The sequence below is a fragment of the Lyngbya aestuarii BL J genome (assembly GCF_000478195.2).
Taxonomy (GTDB): Bacteria; Cyanobacteriota; Cyanobacteriia; order Cyanobacteriales; family Microcoleaceae; genus Capilliphycus; species Capilliphycus aestuarii.
In genome coordinates this window covers 53,383-61,062 of the sequence record NZ_AUZM01000037.1, presented here as the reverse complement: position 1 = coordinate 61,062, position 7,680 = coordinate 53,383, and the positions used below count along the sequence as shown (strand labels likewise).

Below are 7,680 nucleotides of genomic sequence, written 5' to 3'. Positions count from 1 at the left end.
GACAATATTGTGACCACAGCCGCAGCCCTTGAGAAAATCCAGGAGGTTTACGGTGACTGAATATCAAACCCGCGATCTCGCTGATGTGATCAAACGACCGATTGTGACGGAAAAAGCAACCGTATTAATGGAGCTAAACCAGTTCACCTTTGATGTCGATCCTCGGGCGAGTAAACCCGTCATTAAAGAAGCGGTCGAACTCTTGTTCTCCGTCAAAGTGATGAGTGTCAATACTCATAATCCGCCCCGAAAACGGCGTAGAGTGGGCAAATTTATCGGATTCAAATCTCGCTATAAACGAGCCATTGTTACTCTAGAGGATGGAGAACCCCTAAGAAAAATCCTATTCCCAGAAGTGTAAGGGAAATTCACAATTTAGGATTGTTTTTTGCAGATATAAAAAAGAGGGAAAATCATGGGAATTCGTTCATATCGACCCTATACCCCAAGCACTCGACAACATTCAGTTTCAGACTTTGCTGAAGTTACACGCTCAACCCCAGAACCTTCCCTCGTCACGACCAAACATCGTCATAAGGGACGTAACAACCGAGGTGTAATCACCTGTCGTCATCGGGGTGGAGGACATAAAAAACTCTACCGTATCATTGATTTTCGTCGCGATAAACATAATATCCCGGCAAAAGTTGCAGAGATCGAATACGACCCCAACCGTAACGCCCGCATCGCCTTACTGCATTATATCGATGGCGAAAAGCGATATATTTTGCATCCGGTCGGGTTGAAAGTCGGTACCGTGATCGTCTCCGGGCCAGAGTCCGCCATTGAAGTGGGCAACGCATTACCCCTATCGAGAATTCCATTAGGAACAGACGTTCATAATGTCGAATTAGTACCCGGAAAAGGGGGACAAGTCGTGCGAGCAGCCGGAGCTAGCGCCCAACTTATGGCAAAAGAAGGGGAATATGTCACCCTGAAATTGCCTTCGGGAGAACAACGCAAAATCCAGGCTCGTTGCTATGCAACCATCGGACAAGTCGGCAACATCGAAGCGCGTAACATCAGCATCGGTAAAGCCGGTCGTAACCGCTGGAAAGGCAAAAGACCCACCGTTCGCGGAAGTGTAATGAACCCGGTCGATCACCCTCATGGAGGGGGTGAAGGACGCGCTCCTATCGGTCGCAGTGGTCCTTGTACGCCTTGGGGTAAACCTGCCTTGGGTCTGAAAACCCGCAACCCCAAAAAGCGCAGCACTAAATTAATTGTTCGTCGTCGCCGCAAATCCTCCAAACGGGGTAAGGGCGGTCGTCAGAGTTAATTGCGTTCGAGTCTCTGTTTGCCAGACTTGACGAACGGCAGAGAAATCTCCTGAAATTCTGAACGCTGAACATTATCCAAAGAGTTGTCACTATGTCTCGTTCACTCAAGAAAGGCCCATTTGTCGCCGATCATTTACTCAAAAAAATCGCCGCCTTAGATGCCAGTGGCAAAAAAGGCAAAGAAGTGATCAAAACCTGGTCACGAGCTTCGACAATTTTGCCCCTGATGGTGGGTCATACCATCGCCGTACACAACGGCCGCCAACACGTTCCTGTCTTTGTGACCGAACAAATGGTTGGACATAAGTTAGGTGAATTTGCTCCAACTCGCACCTATCGGAGTCACGCCGGGGGCGACAAAAAGGCTCGTCGATAAGACCAACCCGGATCAAAAGTAGATTGCCCAATACAGCAATTATTGACGGGTAAAGGCGTTCACCCAGAACGTCTCTACATCCAAGGGATCGAGGAAACCATAATGCCTGTAGACACTAGCACAGAAGTTAAAGCGATCGCTCGCTATATTCGGATGTCGCCTCACAAAGTACGACGAGTCCTCGATCAAATTCGGGGACGCTCCTATCGAGAGGCACTGATCATTCTAGAATTTATGCCTTATCGGTCTTGTCAGCCTATCTTAAAGGCTTTGCGTTCTGCCGTAGCCAATGCTGAACATAATCAGGGTTTAGATCCAGCGACTCTGGTTGTCTCTCAAGCTTTTGCCGACCAAGGCCCAAGTTTGAAACGCTATCGCCCACGCGCTCAAGGTCGTGCCTATCAAATTCGCAAGCCAACTTGTCACATTACCGTGGCAGTTGCTCCGAATGTTGAGGAATAAATTAATTCGAGTTCAACAATTACAATCCATTGAATTTTGTACCTTTCAATCCAATGATGAATCGTTAACCCATTTCATACTTTAATTCGCTATGGGACAAAAAATTAATCCAGTCGGTTTTCGTTTAGGAATCACCCAAGAACATAAGTCTAGATGGTTCGCCGATGCCAAACATTATCCCGACCTGCTGCAAGAAGACTATAAAATCCGCCAATACATTCAAAAAAACCTGAGTAATGCAGGAATTTCGGATGTTCGGATTGAACGTAAAGCCGATCAAATCGACTTAGAAGTGTTAACAGCACGACCTGGGGTTGTTGTGGGTCGAGGCGGAACGGGGATTGAATCGCTGCGCGTCGGTTTACAAAAAGAACTGGGCAACAATCGTCAGATTCGGATCAACGTTGTCGAAGTCGCTCGCGTTGACGCCGATGCCCGGTTAATCGCAGAATACATTGCCCAGCAGCTGGAAAAACGGGTATCCTTCCGTCGAGTCGTTCGTCAAGCCATTACCCGAGCCCAAAAAGCCGGAGTAGAAGGGATCAAAGTTCAAGTCAGCGGCCGCCTCAACGGGGCTGAAATTGCCCGGACAGAATGGACTCGTGAAGGTCGAGTTCCTCTGCATACGCTGCGGGCAGATATTGACTACGCCTACTGCACCGCTTTGACCATTTATGGCATTCTCGGCATTAAAGTTTGGGTGTTTAAAGGTGAAATTATTCCCGGACAGGAAGAAACCTCAAACACTGCAAATGTCGGTCAACCGCGACGTAAACAACCGCGACGTCAAAAATATGATGATCGCTCGAACGAAGGATAAAGAAACCGAAAATGATCAGGCCTATAGACCTTCGACTGATCGCCCACAACTTACCACGAACCACCGATGTTAAGTCCTAAAAGAACGAAATTCCGTAAACAACAACGGGGCCGAATGAGAGGTCAAGCGAGCCGAGGAAATACTATTAGCTTCGGCGAATATGCTTTGCAAGCTCTCGAACCCTCTTGGATTACTTCCCGCCAAATAGAGGCTGCTCGTCGGGCGATGACTCGTTACATTCGTCGGGGCGGAAAAATTTGGATTCGGATTTTTCCCGATAAACCGATTACCATGCGTCCGGCTGAAACTCGGATGGGTTCCGGTAAAGGTGCGCCGGAGTATTGGGTTGCTGTAGTTAAGCCCGGACGGATTATGTTTGAACTCGCTGGCGTTTCTGAAGAAATTGCTCGCGAAGCCATGCGTTTAGCCGACTCTAAATTACCGATTAAGACAAAGTTTATTGTCAAACCAAAGGAGGAAAAATCCTCCGAATAAAAGAAGAGGGTTTTAAGGGATATATTAGGAGGTTAAGGAGTTATGGCTTTTCCAAAAATCAAAGAGGTGAGACAGTTAAATGATGAACAACTGTCTGACAAGATTATTGAACTCAAAAAACATCTGGCTAACCTACGTCTACTGAAAGCCACAGGGCGACTAGAAAAGCCTCATGAGTTTAAACATACTCAACATCAACTGGCTCAATTATTTACCATTGAACGGGAACGACAACAGCAGGCTGAAGCAGAAGAATCTGCGACTCCGGAACCGGAATTAGCCCCCGCTTCCTCAGCAGAAGAAGCCTAAAAAAGTCAGCGAAAGGAAACCAATTGTTTTCAGGTTTGACAATCTATTGAGTACACAGAACTATGGCAATCAAAGAACGAGTTGGCTTAGTGGTCAGCAACAAAATGGAGAAAACAGTCGTGGTGGCGATTGAAAACCGTTCCCCCCACCGCAAGTATGGAAAAATCGTGGTGAAGACCAGACGGTACAAAGCTCACGATGAAGAAAATCAGTGTCAAGAAGGGGATAGAGTTCGCATTCAAGAAACTCGACCTTTGAGTAAAACAAAACGTTGGAATGTGATTGAAATTCTAACCTCTCGACCTGAATAATCACCAGCGAGAACGTTTCTAAGATTTTCAGACCGTTTCAACAATCAACCTCTCAACAATCGATGAAGTGTCATGATTCAAACGCAGACTATCCTGAATGTTGCTGATAATAGCGGAGCGCGAAAAGTGATGTGTATCCGCATCCTGGGTGGAGGTAATCGTCGCTACGCCCGGATTGGTGATGAGATTATTGCTGTGGTTAAAGATGCGATTCCCAACATGGCCGTTAAACGATCAGATGTAGTGAGAGCGGTCGTTGTTCGGACTCGTCACAGTCTGCGCCGTGATAGTGGCATGAGCATCCGGTTTGATGATAACGCCGCCGTGATTATTAACCCGGAGGGTAATCCTCGAGGAACCCGCGTATTTGGCCCAATCGCTCGTGAACTACGGGAGAAAAATTACATGAAAATCGTTTCCTTAGCACCGGAGGTTATTTAAATGGCGCTTAAGAAACAACCCTCATCCCAACGGATGAAAATGCACGTCAAAACAGGGGATACCGTACAAATTATTGCCGGAAAAGATAAAGGCAAAGTTGGAGAAGTTATCCGCGCTATTCCCAAGTTGAGTAAAGTCGTCGTTAAGGATATTAACATCCGCACCAAACACGTCAAACCTCAACAAGAAGGAGAATCCGGCAAAATCATTACCTTTGAAGCCCCAATTCATAGCTCTAATGTCATGCTGTATTCCACCAAAGAAAAAGTTGCCAGTCGAATTTGTTACACCTTCACCGAAGAAGGACGAAAAGTAAGAAAGCTCAAAAAAACCGGAGAGATTCTTGATTAATTTCTCTAAAACAACGGGAAAAAAATCACTCTCACCTTGGTATCAACCCCTCCCTGACCAAGCCCAGGGATAGAAAAGGATCAAGCACAATGGCAGTCACTCAAATAAAAAATCAGTATCTCGAAAAAGTCGTTCCCAAGCTCATGGAGCAATTTGGATATCAAAATATCCATCAAGTTCCCAAGATTATTAAAATAACTATTAATCGTGGCTTGGGAGAAGCTTCGCAGAATGCTAAAGCCCTCGACTCATCACTCAAGGAAATCTCTCTAATCACTGGACAAAAACCAGTGGTTACCCGAGCCAAAAAAGCGATCGCCGGATTTAAAATTCGTCAAGGAATGCCCGTTGGGGTGATGGTCACATTGCGATCAGATCGGATGTATGCCTTCTTAGAGCGACTCATTCACCTGGCATTGCCACGAATTCGGGACTTTCGGGGGATTAGCCCTAAAAGCTTCGATGGACGAGGAAACTACAGTTTGGGTGTTCGAGAACAACTCATTTTCCCTGAAATTGAATACGACAGCATCGATCAAATTCGGGGTTTAGATATTTCAATTATTACCACCGCTCAGTCCGACGAAGAGGGACGTGCCTTACTCAAAGAGATGGGAATGCCCTTCCGGGAAAACTAAGGCGATTAGATCAACGAAATAACTATGCCAACAAACGATACTATTTCAGATATGTTGACGCGCATTCGGAACTCTTGCTTGGCGCGACATCAAACCACACACATTCCCTCCACGAAAATGACTCGCAGCATTGCTAAAGTGCTGAGGAACGAAGGCTTTATTGGAGAGTATGAGGAAACCGGAGAAGGAATCAGAAAAGCTTTGGTTCTCTCCTTGAAGTACAATCCGAAAACTCGCACTCCCATTATCAAAAAGCTAAAACGAGTCAGCCGCCCGGGTTTACGAGTTTATAGCAACCGCAAAGAACTCCCTCGGGTTTTAGGAGGAATTGGGATTGCGATTATCTCCACCTCTCGAGGAGTGATGACCGACCGAGAAGCCCGTAGTCAGGGTATTGGCGGAGAAGTGCTTTGTTACATCTGGTAAGTCGAGTCGAAAGTAACATCAACATTCAAAACCGTCTCGATTTTACAACGGATAGGGAGCGCAAAAAACGGAGAACCTCTATGCTCTTGAGCAAAGATTGATGTTTTGATTAGATCCGTTTATCCGTTCTGCAATGGAGACATTGGTTGAAAAGCAGGCGACGGTTAAACCCAGAACTCTAGATCTTTGTTGCTCATCAGATCATTGAATTCCTTTTTGTAGACCAATGTCCGTTTTGCTGTTTGACTTGCAAAAATTGACAACTTACAACTGACAAAAGCATTATGTCTAGAATTGGTAAACGTCCAATTCCGATTCCCCCGAAAGTAACCTTAACCATTGAGGGACAACAAATCACCGTCAAAGGCCCCAAAGGCGAACTCTCTCGGGTGCTACCCGCTCAAGTGTTATTTGAACAAGACGGTGAAACCTTATTGGTTAAACGGCGTGATGAGTCCCGGGTCGCTCGTCAACGACATGGATTATCTCGTACCCTGGTTGCCAATATGGTCGATGGCGTCAGCAAAGGATTTGAAAAACGCCTGGAAATTCAAGGGGTGGGGTATCGGGCGCAAGTTCAAGGAAAAAATTTGATTCTCAATGTCGGCTACAGCAAACCCGTGGAGATGAACCCACCCCAGGGGATTACCGTGGCGGTGGAAAACAATACCAACGTGATTATTAGCGGCATCGACAAAGAAGTTGTGGGGAATATCGCCGCTCAAATTCGTGCCGTTCGTCCCCCTGAACCCTACAAAGGGAAAGGCATCCGCTATGCCGGAGAACAAGTCAGACGTAAAGCAGGTAAAGCAGGTAAAGCCAAGAAATAAACCATGAAACAGACTCGCAGAGAATCACGCACTCGTCGGCATCGCCGTGTTCGACGCAAAGTGTTTGGCACTTCCCAACGGCCTCGGTTAGCCGTATTTCGTTCTCACAAACACATCTATGCTCAGGTGATTGATGATACTCAACATCATACCCTGGCGGCGGCTTCTACCCTTGATCCCGATCTCAAAACCCAAGTCGAAACCGGGGGAACCTGTGATGCCTCTGTACAAGTGGGACAGCTTCTAGCTCAACGTTTACTCTCTCAAGGGATCAGCAAAGTCGTTTTTGACCGAGGTGGCTACCTTTATCACGGTCGAGTCAAAGCTCTTGCCGAAGCCGCCCGAGAAGCGGGTTTAGACTTCTAAAATTAAACATGAACAGCTAAGAGGATAAACGATTATGGCAGAACAACAACAGCAGCGTCGCAAAAAAGGCAATCGCGCCAAAGAAAAAGACACAGAATGGCAAGAACGGGTTGTACAAATTCGTCGGGTGACTAAAGTCGTCAAGGGCGGTAAAAAACTCAGTTTCCGGGCGATTGTGATCGTCGGTAACGAACGGGGTCAAGTGGGCGTTGGGGTCGGAAAAGCTGCCGATGTCATTGGGGCGGTTAAAAAAGGAGTTGCAGATGGTCGCAAAAACGTGATTGAAGTCCCTCTGACCAAATCCTACTCTGTTCCCCATCTGGTTCAAGGAGAAGGTGGCGGTGCAAAAGTGCTAATTCGTCCCGCAGCACCCGGTACTGGGGTAATTGCCGGGGGAGCTGTCCGAACGGTTCTTGAACTGGCAGGCGTTCGCAATATCCTCGCCAAACAACTCGGTTCGAGTAACCCGCTCAATAATGCCCGAGCGGCGGTTGATGCACTCACCAGCTTAAGAACCTTGTCAGAAGTTGCCCGAGAACGGGGAATTTCGGTTGAGCAGCTTTATGCAAGTTAAC

At 46.9% G+C, this 7,680-nt stretch carries 15 protein-coding genes; all 15 read left to right on the top strand.

Annotation, left to right across the window (positions count from 1 at the left end):
- The first annotated feature begins 52 nt into the window (after positions 1-52).
- On the top strand, positions 53-361 hold the full coding sequence (locus M595_RS16160; protein ID WP_023067401.1) for a 50S ribosomal protein L23: 309 nt from the start codon (positions 53-55) through the stop codon (positions 359-361).
- A 54-nt stretch (positions 362-415) separates the two neighbouring features.
- On the top strand, positions 416-1,279 hold the full coding sequence (gene rplB / locus M595_RS16155) for a 50S ribosomal protein L2 (RefSeq protein ID WP_023067384.1): 864 nt from the start codon (positions 416-418) through the stop codon (positions 1,277-1,279).
- A gap of 92 nt (positions 1,280-1,371) precedes the next feature.
- Positions 1,372-1,656, top strand: a complete 285-nt coding sequence (gene rpsS / locus M595_RS16150) for a 30S ribosomal protein S19 (RefSeq protein ID WP_009782746.1) — start codon at positions 1,372-1,374, stop codon at positions 1,654-1,656.
- 102 nt (positions 1,657-1,758) lie between these two features.
- Complete coding sequence (gene rplV / locus M595_RS16145; RefSeq protein WP_009782745.1) at positions 1,759-2,118, top strand: 50S ribosomal protein L22; 360 nt, start codon at positions 1,759-1,761, stop codon at positions 2,116-2,118.
- A gap of 91 nt (positions 2,119-2,209) precedes the next feature.
- Entirely contained in the window at positions 2,210-2,938 is a 729-nt protein-coding gene (rpsC, locus tag M595_RS16140; RefSeq protein WP_023067378.1) for a 30S ribosomal protein S3, read from the top strand.
- A 66-nt stretch (positions 2,939-3,004) separates the two neighbouring features.
- A complete protein-coding gene (gene rplP / locus M595_RS16135) occupies positions 3,005-3,433 on the top strand; it encodes a 50S ribosomal protein L16 (RefSeq protein WP_040484206.1) in 429 nt (142 codons plus the stop codon).
- Between the two features lie 42 nt (positions 3,434-3,475).
- A complete protein-coding gene (rpmC, locus tag M595_RS16130; RefSeq protein ID WP_023067394.1) occupies positions 3,476-3,742 on the top strand; it encodes a 50S ribosomal protein L29 in 267 nt (88 codons plus the stop codon).
- Between the two features lie 62 nt (positions 3,743-3,804).
- Entirely contained in the window at positions 3,805-4,053 is a 249-nt protein-coding gene (gene rpsQ, locus M595_RS16125; RefSeq protein WP_009782741.1) for a 30S ribosomal protein S17, read from the top strand.
- Positions 4,054-4,125: 72 nt separating this feature from the next.
- Positions 4,126-4,494, top strand: a complete 369-nt coding sequence (rplN, locus tag M595_RS16120) for a 50S ribosomal protein L14 (protein ID WP_009782740.1) — start codon at positions 4,126-4,128, stop codon at positions 4,492-4,494.
- Positions 4,495-4,845 carry a 50S ribosomal protein L24 gene (gene rplX / locus M595_RS16115; protein ID WP_023067376.1) on the top strand — a complete coding sequence of 117 codons (351 nt, stop codon included), beginning with the start codon at positions 4,495-4,497 and terminating at the stop codon, positions 4,843-4,845.
- 89 nt (positions 4,846-4,934) lie between these two features.
- The gene (gene rplE / locus M595_RS16110; RefSeq protein WP_023067396.1) at positions 4,935-5,483 is read left to right on the top strand and encodes a 50S ribosomal protein L5; all 549 of its coding nucleotides are present in this window, start codon (positions 4,935-4,937) and stop codon (positions 5,481-5,483) included.
- Positions 5,484-5,507: 24 nt separating this feature from the next.
- Positions 5,508-5,909 carry a 30S ribosomal protein S8 gene (gene rpsH / locus M595_RS16105; RefSeq protein WP_023067405.1) on the top strand — a complete coding sequence of 134 codons (402 nt, stop codon included), beginning with the start codon at positions 5,508-5,510 and terminating at the stop codon, positions 5,907-5,909.
- A gap of 284 nt (positions 5,910-6,193) precedes the next feature.
- On the top strand, positions 6,194-6,739 hold the full coding sequence (gene rplF, locus M595_RS16100) for a 50S ribosomal protein L6 (protein WP_023067381.1): 546 nt from the start codon (positions 6,194-6,196) through the stop codon (positions 6,737-6,739).
- Between the two features lie 3 nt (positions 6,740-6,742).
- Positions 6,743-7,105 carry a 50S ribosomal protein L18 gene (rplR, locus tag M595_RS16095; RefSeq protein ID WP_009782734.1) on the top strand — a complete coding sequence of 121 codons (363 nt, stop codon included), beginning with the start codon at positions 6,743-6,745 and terminating at the stop codon, positions 7,103-7,105.
- Between the two features lie 34 nt (positions 7,106-7,139).
- On the top strand, positions 7,140-7,679 hold the full coding sequence (gene rpsE, locus M595_RS16090) for a 30S ribosomal protein S5 (protein ID WP_023067402.1): 540 nt from the start codon (positions 7,140-7,142) through the stop codon (positions 7,677-7,679).
- Position 7,680 lies beyond the last annotated feature (1 nt).

Coding starts and splice junctions, on each gene's coding strand:
- rplB (WP_023067384.1), top strand. CDS start 416: ATGGGAATTCGTTCATATCGACCCTATACCCCAAGCACTCGACAACAT.
- rpsS (WP_009782746.1), top strand. CDS start 1,372: ATGTCTCGTTCACTCAAGAAAGGCCCATTTGTCGCCGATCATTTACTC.
- rplV (WP_009782745.1), top strand. CDS start 1,759: ATGCCTGTAGACACTAGCACAGAAGTTAAAGCGATCGCTCGCTATATT.
- rpsC (WP_023067378.1), top strand. CDS start 2,210: ATGGGACAAAAAATTAATCCAGTCGGTTTTCGTTTAGGAATCACCCAA.
- rplP (WP_040484206.1), top strand. CDS start 3,005: ATGTTAAGTCCTAAAAGAACGAAATTCCGTAAACAACAACGGGGCCGA.
- rpmC (WP_023067394.1), top strand. CDS start 3,476: ATGGCTTTTCCAAAAATCAAAGAGGTGAGACAGTTAAATGATGAACAA.
- rpsQ (WP_009782741.1), top strand. CDS start 3,805: ATGGCAATCAAAGAACGAGTTGGCTTAGTGGTCAGCAACAAAATGGAG.
- rplN (WP_009782740.1), top strand. CDS start 4,126: ATGATTCAAACGCAGACTATCCTGAATGTTGCTGATAATAGCGGAGCG.
- rplX (WP_023067376.1), top strand. CDS start 4,495: ATGGCGCTTAAGAAACAACCCTCATCCCAACGGATGAAAATGCACGTC.
- rplE (WP_023067396.1), top strand. CDS start 4,935: ATGGCAGTCACTCAAATAAAAAATCAGTATCTCGAAAAAGTCGTTCCC.
- rpsH (WP_023067405.1), top strand. CDS start 5,508: ATGCCAACAAACGATACTATTTCAGATATGTTGACGCGCATTCGGAAC.
- rplF (WP_023067381.1), top strand. CDS start 6,194: ATGTCTAGAATTGGTAAACGTCCAATTCCGATTCCCCCGAAAGTAACC.
- rplR (WP_009782734.1), top strand. CDS start 6,743: ATGAAACAGACTCGCAGAGAATCACGCACTCGTCGGCATCGCCGTGTT.
- rpsE (WP_023067402.1), top strand. CDS start 7,140: ATGGCAGAACAACAACAGCAGCGTCGCAAAAAAGGCAATCGCGCCAAA.